The sequence below is a fragment of the Streptomyces sp. NPDC096040 genome (assembly GCF_040303265.1).
Classification (GTDB): domain Bacteria; phylum Actinomycetota; class Actinomycetes; order Streptomycetales; family Streptomycetaceae; genus Streptomyces.
Genome location: NZ_JBEOTA010000017.1, coordinates 14,004 through 35,469, shown reverse-complemented (window position 1 = coordinate 35,469; position 21,466 = coordinate 14,004). Strand labels below are relative to the sequence as shown.

General features: G+C 71.0%; 17 protein-coding genes and 3 pseudogenes. 17 read left to right on the top strand and 3 right to left on the bottom strand.

Annotation, left to right across the window (positions count from 1 at the left end):
* Window positions 1-44 precede the first annotated feature (44 nt).
* On the bottom strand, window positions 45-647 hold the full coding sequence (locus ABTY98_RS23830) for an RDD family protein (RefSeq protein ID WP_352222975.1): 603 nt from the start codon (window positions 645-647) through the stop codon (window positions 45-47).
* Window positions 648-877: 230 nt separating this feature from the next.
* Here ABTY98_RS23830 and ABTY98_RS23825 point away from each other — a divergent pair, with 230 nt between their 5' ends.
* The 5 genes and pseudogenes from ABTY98_RS23825 to ABTY98_RS23805 all read left to right on the top strand — a co-directional run bounded on the left by ABTY98_RS23825 (window position 878) and on the right by ABTY98_RS23805 (window position 5,689).
* A complete protein-coding gene (locus ABTY98_RS23825; RefSeq protein ID WP_352222973.1) occupies window positions 878-1,732 on the top strand; it encodes a bifunctional methylenetetrahydrofolate dehydrogenase/methenyltetrahydrofolate cyclohydrolase in 855 nt (284 codons plus the stop codon).
* The gene (locus tag ABTY98_RS23820; RefSeq protein ID WP_352222972.1) at window positions 1,722-2,150 is read left to right on the top strand and encodes a DUF3017 domain-containing protein; all 429 of its coding nucleotides are present in this window, start codon (window positions 1,722-1,724) and stop codon (window positions 2,148-2,150) included. The genes ABTY98_RS23825 and ABTY98_RS23820 overlap by 11 nt, the downstream gene beginning before the upstream one ends.
* 378 nt (window positions 2,151-2,528) lie before the next feature.
* A pseudogene (locus ABTY98_RS23815) lies at window positions 2,529-2,977 on the top strand (helix-turn-helix domain-containing protein).
* 346 nt (window positions 2,978-3,323) lie between these two features.
* Window positions 3,324-4,373 carry a helix-turn-helix domain-containing protein gene (locus ABTY98_RS23810; RefSeq protein ID WP_352222971.1) on the top strand — a complete coding sequence of 350 codons (1,050 nt, stop codon included), beginning with the start codon at window positions 3,324-3,326 and terminating at the stop codon, window positions 4,371-4,373.
* A gap of 326 nt (window positions 4,374-4,699) precedes the next feature.
* Window positions 4,700-5,689, top strand: coding sequence for a malate dehydrogenase (locus ABTY98_RS23805; RefSeq protein WP_352222970.1), 990 nt, complete (start codon window positions 4,700-4,702; stop codon window positions 5,687-5,689).
* Window positions 5,690-5,754: 65 nt separating this feature from the next.
* Here the strand turns inward: ABTY98_RS23805 and ABTY98_RS23800 are convergent, their stop codons facing one another.
* Together ABTY98_RS23800 and ABTY98_RS23795 are read right to left on the bottom strand one after the other, a co-directional pair.
* A complete protein-coding gene (locus tag ABTY98_RS23800; RefSeq protein WP_352222969.1) occupies window positions 5,755-6,111 on the bottom strand; it encodes a hypothetical protein in 357 nt (118 codons plus the stop codon).
* A 140-nt stretch (window positions 6,112-6,251) separates the two neighbouring features.
* The gene (locus tag ABTY98_RS23795; RefSeq protein WP_352222968.1) at window positions 6,252-6,938 is read right to left on the bottom strand and encodes a siderophore-interacting protein; all 687 of its coding nucleotides are present in this window, start codon (window positions 6,936-6,938) and stop codon (window positions 6,252-6,254) included.
* Between the two features lie 92 nt (window positions 6,939-7,030).
* Here ABTY98_RS23795 and ABTY98_RS23790 point away from each other — a divergent pair.
* The 12 genes and pseudogenes from ABTY98_RS23790 to ABTY98_RS23735 all read left to right on the top strand — a co-directional run.
* Window positions 7,031-7,522 (top strand): annotated as a pseudogene (locus tag ABTY98_RS23790) (LysR substrate-binding domain-containing protein); the annotation flags it as partial.
* Window positions 7,523-7,700: 178 nt separating this feature from the next.
* Window positions 7,701-9,460 (top strand): annotated as a pseudogene (locus ABTY98_RS23785) (AbeC-like domain-containing protein).
* The gene (locus ABTY98_RS23780) at window positions 9,450-9,800 is read left to right on the top strand and encodes a hypothetical protein (protein WP_352222967.1); all 351 of its coding nucleotides are present in this window, start codon (window positions 9,450-9,452) and stop codon (window positions 9,798-9,800) included. The pseudogene ABTY98_RS23785 and the gene ABTY98_RS23780 overlap by 11 nt, the downstream one beginning before the upstream one ends.
* A 394-nt stretch (window positions 9,801-10,194) precedes the next feature.
* Window positions 10,195-11,376: a serine/threonine kinase C-terminal domain-containing protein gene (locus ABTY98_RS23775; protein ID WP_352222966.1), complete on the top strand. Its 1,182-nt coding sequence runs from the start codon at window positions 10,195-10,197 to the stop codon at window positions 11,374-11,376.
* 201 nt (window positions 11,377-11,577) lie between these two features.
* Entirely contained in the window at window positions 11,578-11,742 is a 165-nt protein-coding gene (locus tag ABTY98_RS23770) for a hypothetical protein (RefSeq protein ID WP_352222965.1), read from the top strand.
* 23 nt (window positions 11,743-11,765) lie between these two features.
* Window positions 11,766-12,488, top strand: coding sequence for a DUF2637 domain-containing protein (locus ABTY98_RS23765; RefSeq protein WP_352222964.1), 723 nt, complete (start codon window positions 11,766-11,768; stop codon window positions 12,486-12,488).
* Between the two features lie 163 nt (window positions 12,489-12,651).
* On the top strand, window positions 12,652-14,163 hold the full coding sequence (locus tag ABTY98_RS23760; protein ID WP_352222963.1) for an aldehyde dehydrogenase family protein: 1,512 nt from the start codon (window positions 12,652-12,654) through the stop codon (window positions 14,161-14,163).
* A gap of 84 nt (window positions 14,164-14,247) precedes the next feature.
* Window positions 14,248-15,774 (top strand): GMC family oxidoreductase, encoded by a 1,527-nt coding sequence (locus ABTY98_RS23755; RefSeq protein ID WP_352222961.1) that lies wholly within the window; start codon window positions 14,248-14,250, stop codon window positions 15,772-15,774.
* Entirely contained in the window at window positions 15,774-16,973 is a 1,200-nt protein-coding gene (locus ABTY98_RS23750) for a quaternary amine ABC transporter ATP-binding protein (RefSeq protein ID WP_352222960.1), read from the top strand. Before ABTY98_RS23755 ends, ABTY98_RS23750 begins: the two co-directional genes overlap by 1 nt.
* Entirely contained in the window at window positions 16,973-18,907 is a 1,935-nt protein-coding gene (locus ABTY98_RS23745; protein WP_352222959.1) for an ABC transporter permease, read from the top strand. Before ABTY98_RS23750 ends, ABTY98_RS23745 begins: the two co-directional genes overlap by 1 nt.
* A gap of 2 nt (window positions 18,908-18,909) precedes the next feature.
* Entirely contained in the window at window positions 18,910-19,860 is a 951-nt protein-coding gene (locus ABTY98_RS23740) for an ABC transporter substrate-binding protein (RefSeq protein WP_352223101.1), read from the top strand.
* Window positions 19,861-19,984: 124 nt separating this feature from the next.
* Entirely contained in the window at window positions 19,985-21,397 is a 1,413-nt protein-coding gene (locus ABTY98_RS23735; protein ID WP_352222958.1) for a condensation domain-containing protein, read from the top strand.
* Window positions 21,398-21,466 lie beyond the last annotated feature (69 nt).

The window sequence follows — 21,466 nt, the reverse complement described above, 5'->3', positions numbered from 1 at the left end:
TGCGCGGGGGGACACGGCCCTTGGAGTGTGCGTGACCGGGTCGCTCAGTTGCTGCGGATCACGATCGTGCCGCACACCTTGTCGGCGAAGGTCTGGCGCTTGGAGTCCCACGCCGGCCACAGCCAGCCCAGGTAGCACGCGATGTTGTCCAGGGCGTGGGCGATACGGCGCACGAAGGCCATGCCGATGCCGATCGGCTGGCCGGTGGCCTCCTTCACCAGGCGGATGCCCAGCGCCTTCTTACCGACGGTCTGGCCGGTGCGGCCCTCCTGGACCAGTAGCCAGATCGCCACGGCGATGACGGCCAGGAAGCCGATCACGGACAGCGCCGACACCTTGGCGGCGCTGCCGATGATGACGAGGATGCCCGGCACCAGAAGGACCAGGAAGTCGACCAGGGTGCCGAGAAAACGCTGACCCCAGTTCGCGTACGGCGGCGTCGCGCCGTAACCCTGCTGCGGGTAGCCGTAGCCACCCTGCTGCGGGTAGCCGGGCTGCTGCTGCGGGTAGCCGTACCCCTGCTGCGGCGGCACGCCCTGCGGGGCCTGCTGGTAGCCGGGCTGCTGCTGCGGGTAGCCGTAGCCGGGCTGGCCCTGCTGCGGGTCCTGCGGCTGACCGTAGGGGTTGTTGGGCGCGCCGAAACTCATGACGGGATTCCTCCGTTTGACCTGCGGGGACGACGCGGACAAGGACGGAGGTACGTCATGATCTGAGCGGTTTGCCCCCCCACCGGACCGCGATACTGCGCCGCTCATCGTTTAGTAAGGGCGAGTTGTTGTCCAGTCCGATTCGCGAGGTGTTGTGCAAGTGCAACATCATTGATCATGACCGCACACCCGATTGGAACCGGGAGACCGGCATCCGCGAGGATGGAGCCATGACCGCCCAGATTCTCGATGGCAAGGCCACCGCAGCCGCGATCAAGTCCGATCTGACCGCCCGCGTGGCGGCGCTGAAGGAGAAGGGCGTCACGCCCGGCCTCGGCACGATCCTGGTCGGGGACGACCCCGGCAGCCAGAAGTACGTCGCCGGCAAGCACCGTGACTGTGCGCAGGTCGGCATCGCCTCCATCCAGCGCGAGCTGCCCGCCACCGCGACCCAGGAGGAGATCGAGGCCGTCGTCCGCGAACTCAACGACGACCCGGCCTGCACCGGCTACATCGTCCAGCTCCCGCTGCCCAAGGGCATCGACGAGAACCGCATCCTGGAGCTGATGGACCCGCACAAGGACGCGGACGGCCTGCACCCGACGAACCTCGGCCGCCTCGTCCTGAACGAGCCCGCGCCGCTGCCCTGCACCCCCAACGGCGTGCTGACCCTGCTGCGCCGCTACGGCGTCGAGATCAAGGGTGCCGAGGTCGTGGTCGTCGGCCGTGGCGTCACCATCGGGCGCCCGATGCCGCTGCTGCTCACCCGGCGCAGCGAGAACGCGACGGTGACCCAGTGCCATACCGGCACGCGCGATCTGTCCGCCCACCTCAGGCGCGCCGACATCATCGTCGCCGCGGCCGGCTCCCCGCACCTGATCCGCCCCGAGGACGTCAAGCCGGGCGCGGCCGTCCTCGACATCGGTGTCTCCCGCAACGCCGACGGCAAGATCGTCGGCGATGTGCATCCCGGCGTCGCCGAGATCGCCGGGTGGCTCTCCCCGAACCCCGGTGGTGTCGGGCCGATGACCCGGGCGCAGCTGCTCGTCAACGTGGTCGAGGCGGCGGAGCGCAGTGTCGGCTGACGGCGGTCACGGGCAGGATGCGGGGCGCCGCGCGACCCGGCGCTTCCCGCTGTTCACACGGGACACGGCGCGCCCCGAGGGGGGCGGCAGGGCCGCGTCGGGGGATCTGCCGGCGCCGGCCCGGCAGTGGCCGCTGCTGGTGGTGCTGGCGACCGTCGCGGTGGGGTTGCTGCTGACCTCGCTGGACCAGTTCCGCGTCGGTGCGCTGCTGATCGGGGCGGCGCTGCTCGCGGGGGCGGTGATGCGGTGGATACTGCCGAGCGTGGGGATGCTGGCGGTGCGGTCCCGGTTCACGGACATCGCGACGTACGGAGTGCTGGGGCTGGCGATCGTGCTGCTGGCGTTGATGGCGCAGCCGAAGCCGTGGCTGGTGATCCCGTATCTGAAGGACACGCTGCACTTCACGATGAAGAACTAGCTGAAGAACTGGCCGAAGAACTGGCCGCAGCCGGGCGCCGGCGGTGGTGGTGGCGTACGAGACGGGACTGGTGACACCGGGCGGCCCAGCCGACCGGTGAGCCGACCGGCGGACCGTTGTGCGGATCGGTGGGCCGTTCGCAAGGCCGCTGTCCGAAAGGCGGCCCGTCCCCTCCCCCGAGCAGGACGGACCGCCGTCGGGTTTCAGCCTTCCCACCGCGGGGCGGCTCTTCAACGGCTGTCCGTCGGCTGTGGCACAGGGGTGACAGTTCCGCTACGGACCGTCCGCACTGCCACAGCCTGCGGGAACCGTCGGACCGCCCACCGTCGTCACCCGGTCTGAACTGGCAACGAACTGGCAACGCGCGAAGCCGCGGAGGTGTGTGATGGCGGCTGGCAGCCGCTGCCGGAGGGGCTCCCGGCGGAGGTGCGGCACTTCGTGGAGCAGCTGCGGCTCCTCAAGGACGACACCGGCCTCAGCCTGGTCGCGCTGGGCGCCCGCACCGCGTACAGCAAGTCCTCCTGGCAGCGCTACCTCAACGCGGTACAGCCGCCGTCGCGCTGTGCCGGGTCGCGGACCTCACCGGCGCCGACGCCGAACGGCACACCGTGCGCTGGGAACTGGCCGTCCAGGCCTGGCCGCGCCCGGCGAACGTGCCGGAACGACTGCCCGGCGCCGGGGAGTACGAGGACGATCCCACCCTCCCCTGGTGGGACCGCCCGGAGGAGCCGGCGCCCCGCCCGCACGGCCGGCTGCTGCTTGCCGCGGTCCTGCTGCTGCTCGTACTGCTCCTTGTGGCGGTCGTCGGTGCCGTGGTTCTCGGGTGAGCTGAGTGCCCTGTGACCTGCGAGGTCACGGCCGGATGACCGGTGTGTCGATGTGTTGACAAGTTCGCGGATATGTCACGAAGCCGACTCACAAGCGGGCTAACGTGTCCAATCGGGGCGAGCCGAGGGCCCGTTGGACCGCGCCGCTGTCGGCGTGCGACGGTGCACGTCGGCCGGTCAGTGCTCCTGTGCGCCCCCTGCCCGGGGACTGGGTTCCGGGGGTGCCGCGGTCCGCTGGGTAGGCCAGAACGGGGACCGGCGCGGGGGCACCACGCGCAAGGGGAACGCGGGGGAAGACACGGCACCGAGCCGGGGGAAAGACGACCGGGGGAAGAGGGGGGAAGCAATGCCTCGTTGGAAGGCCCTGCCGGATGAACTCGATCCGCAGGTCAGGGAGTTCGCGACCCAGCTGCGGCGGCTCGTGGACCGCAGCGGGCTGAGTGTGGCGACACTGTCCGATCGCACCGGGTACAGCAAGACGTCCTGGGAGCGGTACCTGGGCGGGCGCCTGCTGGCGCCCAAGGGCGCGATCGTCGCGCTTGCCGAGGTCACCGGCGCCAATCCCGTCCATCTCACGACCATGTGGGAGCTGGCCGAACGGGCCTGGAGCCGTTCGGAGATGCGTCACGACATGACGATGGAGGCGATCCGGATCTCCCAGGCGCGCGCCGCGCTGGGGGAGTTCGGGGGGCCACCGGTCACGTCCACGTCCACGACCACGGCCGGGGGCAAGGCGCCGCGCCGGGCGGGCAGCGCCGTCGCGACATCGGGGATCGCCGGGCCGGCGGGTGTCTCGCCCACCATTCCGCCCCAGCCGACGGCACCCGACGCCGACCGCCGCGAGGGAACGGGGTCCCGTGGACCGGCCGCGCCCGGGGGACCGACGGCCCCCGGCGGCGGCAGGCGGCGGCTGACGATGTTCCTCGCGGGGGCCGTCGGCGTGGCCGTGATCGTCGCCGGCGTCATCTTCCTCACCGGCAAGGACGGCGGCGACGGGAAGAGGAACGGGAGTGCTGCCACCTCCTCCGCCCCGTCCACCAGCGCCGGCACCGAACTGCCGGCCGGCGTGAAGTGCGCGGGCGCCGGCTGCACCGGCAAGGACGCCGAGGCCATGGGGTGCAGCGGCGACCTCGTGACCACCGCCAGGACCGCCACGGTCGGTGCCACCACCCTGGAGGTCCGCTACAGCAGCACCTGCGGCGCCGCCTGGGGCCGGATCACGGGCGCCACCCAGGGCGACTCGGTGCGGGTCACGGCCGGCACCGCCTCGGAGACCGGCGACATCACGGCCGTCGGCGACACGATCGCCTACACGCCGATGGTGGCGGTACGGGACGCGGCTGAGGCCAAGGCCTGCGCGACGCTGGCCTCGGGGCAGACGGGATGCACGTCGTAGAAACACGTCGCAGAAACCCGGCGTGCCCAGGAAACGCCGCGGCGTTTCCTGGGCACGCGAACCGTACCCCCCACGGGAGTCCGGATTCCGGTTCCCCCGGTTGGCGGCCGCTCCGTCTCACCTCTCCCGGACGGGCGGCCGCCTCTTCTGTCGTGCCGCTTGTAGGGTCACGTCTGTGGGGTGAGCCACACACACCCCTCCCCGTCCGGCATCCGGAATGCGCGATAGCCTGACCGGTGGATCTCTTGATGCCGAGAGATCGATCATTTGTACGTCCGCACCCCAGGGCAAGGACGCCCACCGCCAGCTGTCATACGGAGAACGCCATGACCCGCACTCCCGTGAACGTCACCGTCACCGGCGCGGCCGGCCAGATCGGTTACGCCCTGCTCTTCCGCATCGCCTCCGGCCAGCTGCTCGGCGCGGACGTGCCGGTCCGGCTCCGCCTCCTGGAGATCACGCCCGCGCTGAAGGCCGCCGAGGGCACCGCCATGGAGCTCGACGACTGCGCCTTCCCGCTCCTCCAGGGCATCGACATCACCGACGACCCGAACGTCGCCTTCGACGGTGCCAACGTCGCTCTCCTCGTCGGCGCCCGCCCCCGCACCAAGGGCATGGAGCGCGGTGACCTCCTGGAGGCCAACGGCGGCATCTTCAAGCCGCAGGGCAAGGCCATCAACGACCACGCCGCGGACGACATCAAGGTCCTGGTCGTCGGCAACCCGGCCAACACCAACGCGCTCATCGCGCAGGCCGCCGCGCCGGACGTACCGGCCGAGCGTTTCACCGCGATGACCCGCCTCGACCACAACCGCGCGCTGACCCAGCTCGCGAAGAAGACGGGCTCCACGGTCGCCGACATCAAGCGCCTGACCATCTGGGGCAACCACTCCGCCACCCAGTACCCCGACATCTTCCACGCGACCGTCGCCGGCAAGAACGCCGCGGAGGTCGTGAACGACGAGAAGTGGCTGGCCGAGGAGTTCATCCCGACCGTTGCCAAGCGCGGTGCGGCCATCATCGAGGCCCGCGGCGCCTCCTCGGCCGCCTCCGCCGCCAACGCCGCCATCGACCACGTCCACACCTGGGTCAACGGCACCGCCGACGGCGACTGGACCTCCATGGGCATCCCGTCGGACGGCTCCTACGGCGTCCCGGAGGGCCTGATCTCCTCCTTCCCGGTCACCACCAAGGACGGCAAGTACGAGATCGTCCAGGGCCTGGAGATCAGCGACTTCTCCCGCGCCCGCATCGACGCCTCGGTGCAGGAGCTGGCGGAGGAGCGCGACGCGGTCCGCGCCCTCGGCCTCATCTGAGCCTCCCGCACCCACGGGCCCCACTCCGGTTTCGTCCGGAACGGGGCCCGTTCCCGTTTCCGCCGCTACCGTCGGAAGGAGTACGCGGTGGAGTGAATCGGGGGGTTCGCGATGAGCGACAGGAACGGCGGGAACGACGAGAACGGCTGGCCGGAGAACAACACGGGGAGCGAGCCGCCGGAGGGCTCACGACGGGCGGAAGAGCCGGGACACCAGGAGGAGTTGGCGGGCCCGCAGACGCAGAGATGGCCGACGGCGACCAGTCCCTCGACCTCGCCGAGAACGACCCCGGGTACGGATACGCGAAGCAACCCGGTTATCAGGCCGGCGACCGCACCTCCGGCGACACCTGGGCCGAACTGTCGTACCGATACGACGCCGACGGCAAGGGGGCCAAGGGTGCCCGCCAGGTCATCGACCACCGTTTCCAGGCCGCCGACGGCACCCTGTACGCGATCCGCTCCAGCGGGCCCGGGAGTCTCGCCGCCGGACTGGTCGGGGGCCGCTCACCACAGCGTTCGACTCCTTCTGCCCTATGGACGCCCGGTGCTCCTGAGCGCCGTCACTCCATCCCCTTCTTCCCCGGTGTCCAGAACGGCTTGGTGAGGACCGCCCGCCGGTCCCACCCCGCCTCCTGGACAAGCACCCTCCGTACCGCCTGCACGGTCCGCGCCTCGCCGGCGACATACGCGATCCCGCCGGGCTCGGGGGCGAGCCGGCGTACCGCCTCCGGCAGTTCGGTCTCGCCGCGGAGCACCCAGTCGAGCCGCTCCGCGTGCGCGAGGGGCAGCCGGTCCGCCGCGGTCTCCGTCTCCACACAGCCGGAGACCACGGCCTCCTCGGGCAGCGCCGCGAGCATCGCGCCGAAGGCGACCGAGGCCGTCTCGTCGCCGACGAAGACGTGGTGGGCGGCCTCGGGGCGCAGCGTGAACGTGCCTTCGGGCTTGCGCAGCCGCACCTGCTCGCCGGTGCCGACCGTGCGCCCCCACCGGGCCCCCGGCCCGTCCTCGTGATGGTCCAGCACACACAACTCGACGACGCCGGAGGTGTCGTAGTGCCAGACGGAGTAGGTGCGGAGGGTCAGGCCGGTGACCAGCACCCGGACCTGCTGGCCGGGGCGGACGTCGAGACCGGCGAGCTGGTCGCCGTCGATGCGCAGTCGGCGTATGCGGGCGGTGATCTGTTCGGCCTCCGTGACGGTACCGCGCAGGGTCAGCAGATCGAGGACGGGATTCAGCAGAGCGGGCACGGGTGGCTCCTCAGCGGGCCTTATGGTGAGGGGAGTCGTTCAGGCACCGATTGAACGCGATAGTACGCGTTTCCGGCCAGACGCGATAGTGCGTGTCGACTGGGGTGGTCGACACGTCCACGCCCGAGGTGCATGCGGAGCACCTCCACGAGGACCACATGCTCGGTGTCGTACGGGCCGGACACCCGCTCCTGGACGGGGAGCTGACGCCCGAGCGGTATGCGACCGTGGCCGGTCATCTGAACGTCTCGCGGCGCGGCAGGCTGCACGGCCCGGTGGACACCGCGCTGGCCGAACTCGGCCTGGAGCGCCGGGTGGTGGGCACCGTCGGCGCCTTCCCGGCCTCCCTGTTCGTGCTCCGCGGCTCCGACCTGATCGGTCTGATCGGCTCCTGGAGCGTGCCCCTGGCCACCGCCCTCGGCCTGGTCACCTTCGAGGTGCCGCTCGACCTCCCGCCGATCAGCATCGGGCTGGCCTGGCACCCACGCCATGACGCCGACCCGGCGCACGCCTGGTTCCGGCGCTGTGTACGGGAGTTGATGATCGGCGGGCGCGTGGGGGAGGACCCGCCGGCCGAGTTCTGACCAGCGGCGTCTTCGGGTAATTCCGGTTCACCGGTCACGGCCGTCCCCCTATGCTGATGGTTTGTCAACTGGAAGCTTGGCAAAGCACTTCAGCACGCACTTCCAGCACGCACTTGCAGCAACGCCGTACCGGTAACTCACGGCCGGCAACGCACTTCACACGCATCGGGGGATCGGCGTGAGCACTGCTTACGTGCCGCACCAACCACAGCCGGGGCCGCCCGCCGGGCCACCGCCCGCGCTGCCGCCCACACCGCCGTACGCCAGCGAGGCCACCCGGCTGCTGTGCGCGGGCACCTACCTGGATTCCGCGTACCGGGACCGGGTCATCGAGGAACTCCACCTCAACGAACAGCGGATCGCCGCGCCCTCGCTGGGCTTCGACGCCGCCCGGGTGCTCGCTCATGCCCTGCGCGCCCGCCGCCAGGAGCTGCTGTGGGCCGGGGCGATCCTCGGTCTGTGGGTGGTGGGGCTGCCGCTCAGCGGTGGGCTGCTCGTGTTCTTCCTGGTGCCGGGTATCGCGCTCGCCGTCGCACCGTGGATCAGGGGCCGCGCCGCCCGCCCGCCGCTGTACCGGGTGATCGCCGCCCTCATGGTCCGCTGGTGGGGCCGGTCCTTCTACGCGGTCGCCCTGATCGCGACCCTCGTCGTCGCGTTCGGCGGCGGCTCGGACAACGGCCCCTCGTACGACTCGTACGGCTCCTACGACGGCTCCTACGGCTACAGCTACTCCGACTCGACCAGCTTCGGCGATCTGCTCGCCCCGGGCGTCGGCGACTTCGGCGGCCTGGGGGAGGCCTGGCACGCCTGGTTCACACTCGCCGTGTTCGCCGGTGTCGCCCTGTGCGCGCACGCCCAGCGCACCCAGTTCAGCCGGGCCCTGGCCGGCGAACTCTCCCCGCAGCGTTTCCCGGACGCGGCGAGCGACCCCGCCGAGAAGGCGGAGAACCCCGCTTCCAGCGGCTCAAGCAGCGCATCCGGATCGAACAGCACGCACCGCTGATCATGTACAACGAGGCCGACCCGTTCTGCGGAGCGGGCGCCGCCTACGACACATGGGTGCTCGCCGTCGAACTCAAGCCCGACGAGCTGAAGAAGGAGCAGCAGCCGCTCAGCAATCGGGCGATCCTGGAGAAGGTCCGCCCGCTGCTCGAACAGCTCCGCGTCCCCGCCGAGTACGCCGGACCCGGCAACCGCGACCGGCTGCGCCAGCTGGAGATCGACGAGTGCGTGTTCCTGCCCGCCGAGGGGCTGCTCGCCCGGGACCAGGCGCCGTACACCCCGCAGGCCTTCGAGGAGCATCGGGCGCGGGCCGTAGAGGAGGGCGCCGAGAAGCGCAGGCACTTCCTGCGCATCCGCGTCGGCGGCTGGGAGGAGGAGGTGGTCGTCACGGTGTTCGTGCGCATCCACACCCAGGGCCGGATGCTCGTCCTGGAGATCGCCCCGCACGTACTGACCCCGGTCCGCGCGGACTTCAAGGGCGCCGACCGCGCCGCCCACCGGTTCCGGAACAACAACTGGGCCGGCAAGGCGGCCGTCGCGATCGCCCTGGTCCCCGGCTCGGTGGGCCGCTCCCTCGGCCGGCTCGGCCGGGGCGCGATGCATCTCTGGCGGCTGCTGACCGGTGGTCACGCGGGCGCGCTGCCCGAGGGGCCGGCGCTGTCCGTGCGCGAACTGGGTTCGGTGGACGTCGGCTCCCACTTCCAGGAGATGGACGTCGTCCGGTACCTGCGCAGCATCCAGGACCGGGTGGCGAACGGCGTACGGGCCGCGCTCGCCGAAGCCGGTTACGAGACCGGCGAGTTCGTCCAGAAGACCGTGAACAACAGCACCAACGTGAGCATCGACCGGGTCGAGGGTTCCACGTTCGCCTTCGGCAGCCATGCCACCGCCACCAGCCACACGACGCAGAAGGGGTCCGACAGCAATGGCAAGTGACGAGCCGCAGGTCACCCTGGGGAACATCTCCGGGAGCACGTTCGCCATCGGCAGCCACGCGCATGCCGAGAGCCATCACCACGGCGCCCCCGGCTCTGCGGCCGACGAGGAACTCCTCGCCGCGGTACGGGAGTTGCGCGCCGACCTGGAGCGGGTGCGGGGCACCGGGCAGACGGCGGCGCTGGGCACGGCGCTCGCCGAGACCGAGGAGGAGATCGCCCGCACCGGCCAGGCGGGCCCCACCCGCCGGGAGCGTCTGCGCGAGCTTCTCACCGACTCGCAGACGCTGCTGAGCGTGCTGGCCTCGGCGGGCACGCTGGCCGGGCTGCTGGGGATGTGAGAGGAAGCCGATGAGCAACGGGGGCAACGGGGGAGAACGGCACTGGAACGAGGACACGCAGCGGTGGGAGGCCGACGTCCGGCCCGCTACCGCGGCAGCCTCACCACACCCTCCGGCGGGACCGCAGGTCCAGCCGATGCCGATGCCGACGCCGGCACCGGTTCCGGAGCGGGAGTGGTGGTCGGACGGGGGCAGTGACTGGGCGGCTGCAGCGCTGCCGCCGACACCGACGCCGCCCCAGCCGCCCGGGCCGTCCGTGCCTGGTCAGCCAAGCGGGGTGTTCGTCCCCGGCCACGCGCCCGGCACGCCGACACCGACGCAGCCGCTCGGGGTGTCAGCGCCGACGCCCCAGCCGTCCGCAGCGTCGACGCCGGCGCAACCGCCCGTGGCGTCCGTGCCCGCTGAGCCGCCCGGGTCGGCGCCCACGACGCCGGTGCTGCCGGTGGCGGACGGTGGCACCGTCTGGCCGCCCACCCCGGGCCAGGCGCCCGCTTCCGGTCAGGTGCTCGCTGCGCCGGCGCGACCGTCCGTCGCGTCCGTGCCCGCTGAGCCGCCCGGGTCGGCGCCCACGACGCCGGTGCTGCCGGTGGCGGACGGTGGCACCGTCTGGCCGCCCACCCCGGGCCAGACGCCCGCTTCCGGTCAGGTGCTCGCTGCGCCGGCGCGACCGTCCGTCGCGTCCGTGCCCGCTGAGCCGCCCGGGTCGGCGCCCACGACGCCGGTGCTGCCGGTGGCGGACGGCGGCACCGCCTGGCCGCCCACCCCGGGCCAGACGCCCGCTTCCGGTCAGGTGCTCGCTGCGCCGGGCCAGGTGCCCGTCTCCGGCTGGTCGTTCGTCGAGCAGTTCCCGGCGCCCGTGCTCTCCCGGCGGCGGGACCGCAGACTCGTATGGTCCGTTGTCGTCGGGGCCGCTGTCGTAGGCGTGGCCACGAGCCTGGTTCTGACGCTGGTGGTCGGCAAGGGGGACGGCCCCAAGCCCGCCACGGCCGCCGCCTCCGTCACCCCGACCTCCTCCGCGCGGCCCGGGGTGGTGTCGGAGTCGCCCTCGGACACCGGCTCCCCGTCCCCGTCGGCCTCCGCGCCCCCGGTCGGATACGAGCTGCGCGACGACACCGAGGGCTTCCGGATCGCCGTTCCCGACGGCTGGTCGCGCTCCACCGTCGACTCCTCGTACGGCATGGCCGTGGTCAGCTACCGAAGCGCCGACCGCGAGCACCGGTTGCAGGTGTACCAGGTCGCGGAGGAGTCCCCGGCCGCCTCCCACGAGCTCTACCTCTCCGCCGAGACCCCCAAGCCGGACGGCTTCCGGGAACTCGGCCTGACCGACCTCGACGACGGCCGCTTCACCGGCTCCCGCCTGGAGTACCTGGCCGGCACGATCAGCGGCGAGCCGGACATCGGCACCTGGCATGTCTTCGACGAGCGGTTCGTCGCGCCGGACGGCAACATCTACGCCGTCGCGTCCTACGGCCCCGACTCCGACGGCCGTGGCGACGAGCTGGCCTACCTGACGACCGCGGTGGACTGGTTCTGCCCGCCGGACACGGTCTGCGACACGGATCCCGCCGCGGACTGAGCGCCGGTCTCCCCGCCGTCCCCGCCGGTCACATCGTCGTTCATTTAATTTCCGTATTCGCGGAATGTATCCGTGCGCCTGTCCGTAATTTCTTCAATTGCGTGCCGATGGGCATTCTATAGCTTCTCTTCCGGGTGACTGAATCCCCCGAATGCCCCAAGTCCCGCCGCGGGTCGCGGTCGTTAGGTCACCGTGATGCGATTGGACTGGCGTGCCGCAGAAGATCATCCGACGACCGTGCTCCGCTGGCCCGGCGGTATGGATATCACCTCATGCTCGGACCTGCTCGATGATTTCCTGAAGAGAATCAACGCGATGGAAAATGAATATCGGCGGACGATGGCAGATCTGTACGGAGCGTCCTGAGGCAGGGTGCGGAGGTTTTACCGATGGACGGGATGCAGCATGACGCCGGTCTCTATGACCACACCGGTCTCTACGACCACCCTGGTCTCTACGACCACACGGGTCTTTATGACCCCCACGCCGGTCTCTACGACCACGGCTGGGGCGCCCCGGAGCCGGGTGTCGCTCCGAACGACTGGGATCCGGTCGAGGAACTGGCGCAGATGCTGTCCACGCCGACCGGTGTGAGTACGGCTCCCACCCTGCTGGACGTGCCGGCCCAGCGCAGGGGCAGCCGTCGGCGGCCCCGCCAGGAACCCCATCTGCTCGACGGCGGCCGGCGCGTCACGCACATCACGTTCCTGATCGCGACGGTCTCGCTGTGCGCGGTGTGCATGCTGACCTGGTCCGTCTGCTACTCCTACGAGCAGCTGCGCGGGATCGCCTCGTCGGTACTGCCCGCGGGGCTGGCGCAGTACTGGCCGCTGACGGTGTACGGGCCCTGGTTCGTGGCGGCGCTCTCCGTGCTGCGGGCCACCGCTCAGCGCCGCAGTGCGCGCCGGTCCTGGTGCGTGGTGCTGGCCGCCTCCGTCCTGGCCGTGGCGCTGTGCGCCAGCCACTCGTCACATGCGCTGTTGTCGTTAGTGATCTTCGGGATTCCGCCGGTGACTGCCCTGGTGTGCTTCTGGGAACTCGTCGGTCAGATCTCGACCAAGAGCAGGCCGCGGCACGCCACGCGCACCGAACCGTCGAGTTCCACGCCGTGAGAATCCCTTTTGTCCCCTTTCGTCCGACTGTTCAGTGATGTAGCGCACTTTCGGCCATCGATTGCGCATGCAATCCGAGACCGAGGGCATGCGCTGACGGTCCCCGAGTGTGACTCCTCTGTCACACAGGGGCACCGAACAGGAACGGAAGGCAACACCGATCATGGCGGACCGAACGGCAGAAGCGACCATCCATGCCGGAGGCGAGTGGCTGGAAGCCGTCTCCGGCGCGACACGCGAGATCATCGACCCCGCGGACGGCCTGCCCTTCGCCGTGGCCGCCGAGGGTGACGAGAAGGACGCGGAGACGGCGGTGGCCGCCGCCCGGCGCGCCTTCGACACCGGCGACTGGCCCCGCACCCCCGTCGCCGAGCGGGCCGCCCTGCTCCGCCGGGTGGCCGACCTGCTCGTACGCGACCGTGAAGAGCTCGGCCTCCTGGAGAGCCGGGACGCGGGCAAGACCGTCGAGGAGGGCCGTGTCGACATCGACTGTGTCGCCGATGCCTTCCGCTACTTCGCCGACCTGGTGGCGGCGGAGGGCGCGGGCCGGGTGGTCGACGCGGGCTCGCCCGACATCCACAGCGTCGTCGTCCACGAGCCCGTCGGCGTCTGCGCCCTGATCACGCCCTGGAACTACCCCCTGCTCCAGGCGAGTTGGAAGATCGCCCCGGCGCTGGCGGCCGGCAACACCTTCGTGATCAAACCGAGTGAGATCACCCCGCTGACGACCGTCGCGCTGATCGAGCTGCTGGTCGAGGCCGGGCTGCCCGCCGGGGTCGCCAACCTCGTCACCGGCCCCGGGCACAGCGTGGGCGCCCGGCTCGCCGAGCACCCCGACGTCGACCTGGTCTCCTTCACCGGTGGCCTGGTCAGCGGCACCAAGGTCGCCCAGGCGGCCGCCGTGTCCGTCAAGAAGGTCGCCCTCGAACTCGGCGGCAAGAACCCCAACGTCGTCTTCGCCGACGCCTGCGCCACCGAAGAGGGCTTCGACACCGCCGTCGACCAGGCCCTCAACGCCGCCTTCATCCACAGCGGCCAGGTCTGCTCGGCCGGCGCCCGGCTGATCATCGAGGAGCCGCTCAGGGAACGGTTCGTCGCCGAACTCGCCCGGCGGGCCGCCCGGATCCGCCTCGGACGCGGTACCGCGGACGGCGTCGAGTGCGGCCCGCTGGTCTCCGAGCAGCAGCGCGCCAAGACCGAGGCGTATGTGGCGTCGGCGCTCGCGGAGGGCGCGGTGCTGCGCTCGGGCGGCAAGCGCCCGGAACCCTCCGCCGACCGGCCCGCCGCCGGCTACTTCTACGAGCCGACCGTCCTCGACCAGTGCCACCGGGAGATGAAGGTCGTACGCGAGGAGGTCTTCGGGCCGGTCCTCACCGTCGAGACCTTCCGCACCGAGGACGAGGCGGTCGCCCTCGCCAACGACACCGAGTACGGCCTGGCCGGGGCCGTCTGGACCGCCGACGCGGGGCGCGCCCGTCGGGTCGCGGGGCGGCTGCGGCACGGCACCGTCTGGATCAACGACTTCCACCCCTACCTCCCGCAGGCGGAGTGGGGAGGCTTCGGAAAGAGCGGCACCGGCCGCGAGCTGGGACCCGCCGGGCTCGCCGAGTACCGCGAGACCAAGCACGTCTACCAGAACCTCGCACCGCGCCCGGTGCGCTGGTTCGCCGGCTGAGCCCCGCCCGACCGCCGTCCGCGAGAAGCCGCTACGCGAGAAGCCTCAGAGCGGTCTTCGGAAGCCTTTTGGAGCACCCCCCTCATGTCCCACTCCCACACCTACGACTATGTCGTCATAGGCGGCGGAACCGCGGGTTCCGTCATAGCCTCCCGTCTCACCGAGAACCCCGATGTCACGGTCGCCGTGATCGAGGGCGGCCCCAGCGACGTCGGCCGCGACGACGTCCTCACCCTGCGCCGATGGATGGGTCTGCTCGGCGGCGAGCTGGACTACGACTACCCGACCACCGAGCAGCCACGCGGCAACTCGAACATCCGGCACAGCCGGGCCCGCGTCCTCGGCGGCTGCTCGTCCCACAACACGCTCATCGCCTTCAAGCCGCTGCCCTCCGACTGGGACGAGTGGGAGGCGGCCGGCGCCAAGGGCTGGGGCGCGGTCCCGATGGAGGCGTACTACGCCCGCCTCCTCAACAACATCGTCCCGGTCGACGAGAAGGACCGGAACGCCATCGCCCGCGACTTCGTCGACGCGGCGCGGGAGGCGCTGGGCGTCCCGCGCGTGGAGGGCTTCAACCGCAAGCCGTTCACCGAGGGCGTCGGCTTCTTCGACCTCGCCTACCACCCCGAGGACAACAAGCGGTCCAGCGCGTCGGTGGCCTACCTCCACCCGGTGATGGACGAGCGGTCCAATCTGACGATCCTGCTGGAGACCTGGGCGTACCGGCTGGAGCTGAACGGCACCCGCGCCGAGGGCGTCCATGTCCGCACCAAGGACGGCGAGGACCTGCTGATACGGGCCCGCAACGAGGTCGTGCTGAGCGCGGGCGCCGTCGACTCCCCGCGTCTGCTGCTCCACTCGGGCATAGGCCCGGCCCAGGATCTCGAAGCGCTCGGCATCCCGGTCGTGCTCGACCTCCCGGGCGTCGGCGAGAACCTCCTCGACCACCCCGAGTCGGTGATCGTCTGGGAGACGAACGGCCCGATCCCCGAGAACTCCGCGATGGACTCCGACGCGGGCCTGTTCGTGCGCCGCGACCCCGATCACGCGGGCCCGGACCTGATGTTCCACTTCTACCAGATCCCGTTCACGGACAACCCGGAGCGACTGGGCTACCGGCGGCCGGAGTTCGGCGTGTCGATGACCCCGAACATCCCCAAGCCCCACAGCCGCGGCCGCCTGTACCTCACGAGCGCCGACCCGTCCGCGAAGCCCGCGCTGGACTTCCGCTACTTCACCGACGAGGACGACTACGACGGCCGCACTCTCGTCGACGGCATCCGTATCGCCCGGGAGATCGCGAAGACCCAGCCGCTGGCCGGCTGGCTGAAGCGCGAGGTGTGCCCCGGGCCGGAGATCCTGGGCGACGCCGAGCTCAGCGAGTACGCCCGCAAGGTCGCGCACACCGTGTACCACCCGGCGGGCACCTGCCGGATGGGCTCGGCCGACGACCAACAGGCCGTGGTGGACCCCGAGTTGCGGATCCGCGGCCTGGACGGCATCCGTGTCGCAGACGCGTCCGTCTTCCCGACCATGCCGGCCGTGAACCCGATGATCGGAGTGCTCATGGTCGGCGAGAGGGCCGTGGACCTACTGAAGGGCGGTGCGTGATGAGTAGTACGACCCCTGTGACGACCTCTGCCGAGACCCCTGTCTTCTCCGTCGACGGTCTGTGGAAGGTCTTCGGTCCGAAGGCCGGACGCGTCCCCGCGGACCCCGAGCTGACCGGGCTCGCTCCCGCCGACCTGCGGTCCCGTACCGGCTGTACGGCCGCCGTCCGCGACGTCTCCTTCGACGTACGCAAGGGCGAGGTCTTCGTCGTGATGGGCCTGTCGGGTTCCGGGAAGTCGACGCTGGTCCGCTGCCTGACACGCCTCATCGAGCCCACTTCCGGCACGATCGCCATCGACGGCGAGGACGTCCGTGCGATGGACAAGGGCCGACTGCGTGAACTGCGCCGCCACCGTGCGGCGATGGTCTTCCAGCACTTCGGGCTCCTGCCGCACCGGTCCGTCCTCGACAACGTGGCGTACGGCCTGGAGATCCAGGGCGTCGGCAGGTCCGAGCGACGCAGGAGGGCCGCCGAAGGCGTCGCCAAGGTCGGCCTGGAGGGCATGGAGCAGCGTCGCCCCGGCCAGCTGTCCGGCGGCCAGCGCCAGCGGGTCGGCCTGGCGCGGGCGCTCGCCGTCGACCCCGAGGTCCTCCTCTTCGACGAGCCGTTCAGCGCGCTCGACCCGCTGATCAGGCGGGACATGCAGGAGGAGGTGGTCCGCCTGCATCAGGAGGAGGGCCGCACGATGGTCTTCATCACCCACGACCTGAACGAGGCGCTCAAGCTCGGCGACCGTATCGCGCTGATGCGGGACGGGCGGGTGGTGCAGCTGGGTACGCCGGAGGAGATCGTCGGCTCCCCGGCCGACGACTATGTCCGCGAGTTCGTGCGGGACGTGCCGCGCGAGCAGGTGCTGACGGTCGGCTCCGCGATGCGGGCGGTCGAGGAGGGCGACTCCGGGACGGGACCCGTGGTCAGCCCGCGGGCGACGGTCGCCGAGGCGATCGACGTGGTGGCGGGCTCCGGTGTCCCGGCACGGGTAGTGGAGGGGGAGCGGTGCGTCGGGGTCGTGGACGCGGACGCGTTGCTCGGTGTCGTGGCGAAGGCGGATGCGGGCGGTCGTTCGGCCGCGGGCGGTAGCGGGCCGGTCGCGCCCACGCGGGGGAGCCGCACATCTCAGAGCCCCGCGCCCCTGGGCGGAGATCAGCACCGTCCAGTGAAGCCCCCGGCCCCCCGTACCAGTTCGGAGGGCATCTGATGGCGACGATCACTGTCCCGGGCCCCCGCCGAACAGCCCTGCCCGCCAGCCAGGCCGTACGCAAGCTTCTGGTGCTGGCCATGGCCGCCGCGATCCTCGTCCCCCTCGCCAACTCCCACTGGACCACCGCCGCCTGGCCCCACAACCTCACCGTCGACCTGACCTCACCCCTGACCTCCGCCAGCAACTGGGTCATCGACAACCGCGACACCCACCCTCTCTTCCTGTACTTCCTCGGCTACATCAGCAACGCCGTCGTCCTCACCGTCCGCGCCGTCTACCTCACCCTCCTCGCCGCGGGCTGGCCCGGCGTCACCGTGCTCGCCGCCGTCGTCGCGCACCGCGTCGCCGGTGTCCGGCTCGCCGTCGGTACGGCCGCCGCCTTCCTCGCCTGCGGTGCCCTCGGCATGTGGGTGCCGACGATGCAGACCCTCGCGCTGATGGTCGTGGCCGTCCTCGCGTCCGTCGCCGTCGGCCTCGTCCTCGGCCTCGGTGCCGGTCTCTCCGACCGGCTGAACCGCGCCCTGCGCCCGGTCCTCGACACCATGCAGGTGCTTCCCGCCTTCGCCTATCTGCTCCCCGTCGTCCTGGTCTTCGGGATCGGCGTCCCCGCCGCCGTCCTCGCCACCGTCGTCTACGCGGCCCCGCCCATGGCCAGGCTCACCGCCCTCGGGCTGCGCGGCGCCGACCCCGAGGTCCTGGAGGCCGTGGAGTCACTGGGCGCCACCCGCGGGCAACGGCTGCTGACCGCCCGTATCCCGCTCGCCCGCAAGGAACTCCTGCTCGGCCTCAACCAGACGATCATGATGGCGTTGTCGATGGCGGTCATCGCCTCCGTCATCGGCGCCGGCGGCCTCGGTGACCGCGTCTACCAGGCCCTCGCCTCGGTCGACGTCGGCGCGGCCCTCGCGGCCGGCATCCCGATCGTGCTCCTTGCGGTCGTACTGGACCGCATCACCGCGGCGGCGGGTGACCGGGGCGACACCCGCCCGTCCCCGGTCGGCCTCCTGTACGCCCTCGCCGCCACCGTGGCCGTGGCCGTCGCCGCCCGTCTCCTCGGCGGCCTCGACTGGCCCGCCGGGTGGACCCTGAACTTCGCCGAACCGGTCAATCGTGCCGTCGACTGGATGACCGCCCATCTGTATTCGGGCGTCCCGGTCGTGGGCGGCACCGCCGACTGGGCGGCCCACTTCACCACCTGGATCCTGGACCCCGTCCGATCGGGCCTGCAGTGGCTGCCCTGGTGGTCGGTGCTGCTCATCGTCGCCGCCCTGGCCTGGCTGATCGGCACCTGGCGCACCGCGCTCACCGCCGTCCTCGCGATGGCCGCGATCGGTGTGCTGGGGGTGTGGGAACCGTCGCTGGACACGCTCTCGCAGGTCCTCGCTGCCGTCGCCGTCACCCTCGTGCTCGGCTTCGCGACCGGTATCGCGGCAGCCCGCAGCGACCGCGTCGAACGCGTCCTGCGCCCGGTCCTGGACGTGTTCCAGACCATGCCGCAGTTCGTGTACCTGATCCCGGTCGTCGCCCTGTTCGGCGTCGGCCGCGCCCCGGCCGTGGCGGCCGCCGTCGTCTACGCGTTGCCCGCCGTCGTACGGATCACCGCGCAGGGCCTGCGCCAGGTCGACCCGGCCGCCCTGGAGTCGGCGCGGTCGCTCGGCGCGACCGGCCGTCAGCAGCTCTGGCAGGTCCAACTGCCGCTCGCCCGTCCCGCGTTGCTGCTCGCCGTCAACCAGGGCGTGGTGCTGGTCCTCGCCGTCGTCATCATCGGCGGCCTGGTCGGCGGTGGCGCCCTCGGCTACGACGTCGCCTTCGGTCTCGCCCAGGGCGATCTGGCGACCGGACTGGTGGCCGGTGCCGCCATCGTCTGCCTGGGCCTGATGCTCGACCGGGTCACCCAGCCCACGGAGCGCCGTACGAGGAAGGGAGCATGACCATGCGTCGTACGACCCTGGTGGCCGCCGTCTCCGTGCTCGTCCTCGCGACCGGGTGCGGTGCCGCCGACATGACCAAGCAGGCCTCGCCCTTCGCCAACGCGCAGGGGTCCAGGACCGTGACCCTGTCCGTGCAGTCCTGGGTCGGCGCGCAGTCCAACGTCGCCGTCGCCCAGTACATCCTGGAGCACCGACTCGGCTACCGCGTCGACACCGTACAGGTGGACGAGGTGCCCGCCTGGGACGCGCTCAGCCAGGGACGCGTCGACGCGATCCTGGAGGACTGGGGGCACCCGGACCAGGAGAAGCGGTACGTCGACGACAAGAAGACCATCGGCCGTGCCGGGGACCTCGGAGTCACCGGGCACATCGGGTGGTTCGTGCCGACCTACCTGGTAAAGCAGCACCCCGACATCACGAACTGGAAGAACCTCAACAAGTACGCCTCGCTGTTCCGCACCGCGGAGAGCGGCGGCAAGGGGCAACTCCTCGACGGCTCACCGTCGTACGTCACCAACGACAAGGCGCTGGTGAACAACCTGAAGCTGGACTTCCAGGTCGTCTTCGCCGGTTCCGAGGCCGCGCAGATCACCCAGATCAAGCAGTTCGCCAAGGAGAAGAAGCCCTTCCTGACCTACTGGTACTCGCCCCAGTGGCTGTTCAAGAAGGTACCCATGACGGAGGTGAAGCTCCCGGCGTACAAGGAGGGTTGCGACGCCGACGCGGCCAAGGTCGCCTGCGCCTATCCGCACACACCGCTGCAGAAGTACCTCAACGCGGACTTCGCCAACAGCGGCGGCGAGGCGGCGGCCTTCCTCAAGAAGTTCAAGTGGACGACCGAGGACCAGGACCAGGTCTCGCTGATGATCGCCGACCAGAAGCTGAGCCCTCAGGAGGCCGCGAAGAGGTGGGTGGACAGCCACCCCTCGGTGTGGAAGAAGTGGCTGCCCTGAGCAGCTCCCGTCAACTCGTTCGAGGTGTCACCCGTCCCGCTGAAAAGCCGGCGACACAGCGGCCATCGCTCGCGCACGGCTCCGCCTTGATCAAGCTGGTGTCTTCTGTGAAGGAGACGCCCACGTGCGAATTTCTGACATTCAACGCTGCGAGGTCCGGCCCGGACGGCTAGTCGAGTGGACGTTCAGCCCGGCGGCCATCGCGGCCGCGACAGCGCTGCCGCCGGATCCGCGGCCGCCGGCGTACATCCAGGAGTCGCACATCAGAACGGCGCGGGCGGTGCGCGAGGGCGGCTTGTTCGTACCGACCTGGCTCGGCACGGCGTTCGACCTGCCGGGCCGGGCTGACCTCGACGCGCTGGAAGAGGCGTTGCGGGGCTGGACGTTGCGTCACGAGACGCTGCGCAGCGGCTTCAGGTGGGCCGGCGACGACATGCACCGGTTCACGCTCGACGAGAACGACGTGGCGCTGCACCGTGAGGTGGTCGGCGACTTCGCCGACGCGGAGGTGCTGAGCCGGTACCTGCAGGACCGGTTCGACGTCGCGGCGGACGCGCTCGGCTGGCCGAACCTCATCTACGCGGCGGTCGTCCGCGACGACTCCACCAGCGTGTACATGGCCTTCGACCACACCAATGTCGACGCCTACTCCCTCCAGGCGCTGCCCGCCGAGATCCACGGGCTGTACACGGCGGGCGTCACGGGGCGCCCCGTCACCGGTAGGCCGGTGGGAAGTTACGTCGACTTCTGCCGGCACGAGCGGGCGAACGCGGACGGGATCGACGACACACACGCGATCGTCGCGCGCTGGCGGGAGTTCATCGGCCGGTGCGACGGGAAGCTTCCGGAGTTCCCCGTCGACCTCGGTCTGCAACCCGGTGGCGCCCTGCCCGCACAGAAGCTGATCTGCGAGCCGCTCGTCGACGCGGACACCGCCGCCGCCTTCGAGGCGCACTGCCGGCCCTACGGCGGCAGCCTGGTGGGCGTCCTGGCCGCGACCAGTCTGATCGTCCACGAGATCGGCGGGGAGCCGGTCTACCGTACGGTCGTGCCGTTCCACACCCGACTGAAGTCCGAATGGTCGGACTCGGTGGGCTGGTACGTCGGCGGCGCACCGATCGAGGTGCCCGCGGCACGGGACTTCGAAGGCGCGCTCGCCGCGGTCCGCGCCGAGCTGCGGGCCAACCGGTCGCTGGCGCGTATTCCGCTGGCCCGCGTACTGCGTCTGCTCGGTGCGGACTTCCGCCCGACCTCGCCCGACATGTACTCGATCGTCTCGTACGTGGATGCCCGCGTCGCCCCCGGCTCGGCGGGCTGGACCGAGACGAAGACGTACGGGCTGATCCGGGTGTCGTACGGCGACCAGGTGTGTGCCTGGGTCAGCCGGTTGCACGAGGGACTGTGGTTCGCCTGCCGCTACCCGGACACCGAGGTCGCCTACAAGAACGTGCGGCGGTATGCCGAGGGACTGCGGGACCTGATTGTCTCCGTGCCGGCGAGCGACGGCATTCGGGCCGCACAGCCGGAATTCCTCTGACCCAACTTCCCTTCTGATACGACCGTATTGGTACCGGCGGCCACAAGTGGTGAACGGCAACCCATTGGC

What these genes read in the sequence shown, in the direction of transcription:
- ABTY98_RS23780 (WP_352222967.1), top strand. Translation starts at nt 9,450, where the DNA reads ATGGCAAGTGACGAGCCGCAGGTCACCCTGGGGAACATCTCCGGGAGC.
- ABTY98_RS23765 (WP_352222964.1), top strand. Translation starts at nt 11,766, where the DNA reads ATGGACGGGATGCAGCATGACGCCGGTCTCTATGACCACACCGGTCTC.
- ABTY98_RS23755 (WP_352222961.1), top strand. Translation starts at nt 14,248, where the DNA reads ATGTCCCACTCCCACACCTACGACTATGTCGTCATAGGCGGCGGAACC.
- ABTY98_RS23740 (WP_352223101.1), top strand. Translation starts at nt 18,910, where the DNA reads ATGCGTCGTACGACCCTGGTGGCCGCCGTCTCCGTGCTCGTCCTCGCG.
- ABTY98_RS23810 (WP_352222971.1), top strand. Translation starts at nt 3,324, where the DNA reads ATGCCTCGTTGGAAGGCCCTGCCGGATGAACTCGATCCGCAGGTCAGG.
- ABTY98_RS23745 (WP_352222959.1), top strand. Translation starts at nt 16,973, where the DNA reads ATGGCGACGATCACTGTCCCGGGCCCCCGCCGAACAGCCCTGCCCGCC.
- ABTY98_RS23830 (WP_352222975.1), bottom strand. Translation starts at nt 647, where the DNA reads ATGAGTTTCGGCGCGCCCAACAACCCCTACGGTCAGCCGCAGGACCCG.
- ABTY98_RS23805 (WP_352222970.1), top strand. Translation starts at nt 4,700, where the DNA reads ATGACCCGCACTCCCGTGAACGTCACCGTCACCGGCGCGGCCGGCCAG.
- ABTY98_RS23825 (WP_352222973.1), top strand. Translation starts at nt 878, where the DNA reads ATGACCGCCCAGATTCTCGATGGCAAGGCCACCGCAGCCGCGATCAAG.
- ABTY98_RS23760 (WP_352222963.1), top strand. Translation starts at nt 12,652, where the DNA reads ATGGCGGACCGAACGGCAGAAGCGACCATCCATGCCGGAGGCGAGTGG.
- ABTY98_RS23750 (WP_352222960.1), top strand. Translation starts at nt 15,774, where the DNA reads ATGAGTAGTACGACCCCTGTGACGACCTCTGCCGAGACCCCTGTCTTC.